The sequence below is a fragment of the Vibrio sp. 1249-1 genome, assembly GCF_033340495.1.
In genome coordinates, this window is sequence record NZ_JAWOWJ010000565.1 from 1 (window position 1) to 694 (window position 694).

At 48.4% G+C, this 694-nt stretch carries 1 protein-coding gene; it reads right to left on the minus strand.

Going from position 1 to position 694, the window contains the following annotated elements:
* Window positions 1-75: 75 nt before the first annotated feature.
* The coding region (locus R7Z50_RS27635) for an ATP-binding cassette domain-containing protein (protein WP_318149774.1) at window positions 76-694 on the minus strand (619 nt) is incomplete at its 5' end.

Below are 694 nucleotides of genomic sequence, written 5' to 3' on the forward strand. Positions count from 1 at the left end.
GTAGCCATATATATTGCGTTGTTTTGAATGAAAAAAGACCAGCGTTGGCTGGTCTTTGTACTTTACCCGTTTTTTCTATTTCAACATAGGCTTAAGGAATCGAGCTGTGTGCGAACCTTCGATCTGAGACACATCTTCTGGTGTTCCCTGGGCAATGATCTCTCCGCCGCCTTGTCCGCCTTCTGGTCCTAAGTCGATGATCCAGTCTGCTGTTTTGATGACGTCCAAGTTATGCTCGATAACCACAACGGTATTCCCGTGATCGCGCAGGCGATGAAGTACAGTTAATAGCTGCTGAATATCATGGAAATGCAGACCGGTTGTCGGCTCATCCAGAATGTACAAGGTTTTACCCGTATCACGCTTGGATAGCTCTCTTGCCAATTTCACTCGCTGCGCTTCGCCGCCTGATAATGTGGTTGCCGCTTGACCTAAACGAATGTAAGACAGACCAACGTCCATTAGAGTTTGCAGCTTGCGGGCAATCGCAGGAACAGGATCGAAGAAGGTGCGAGCATCCTCGACGGTCATTTCCAGTACTTCATCGATGGTTTTGCCTTTGTAGCGTACTTCCAGTGTTTCGCGGTTATAGCGCTTCCCTTTACACACATCACATGGCACGTACACGTCTGGTAAGAAGTGCATCTCGACTTTGATAACACCATCCCCCTGACAAGCTTCACAGCGACCACCA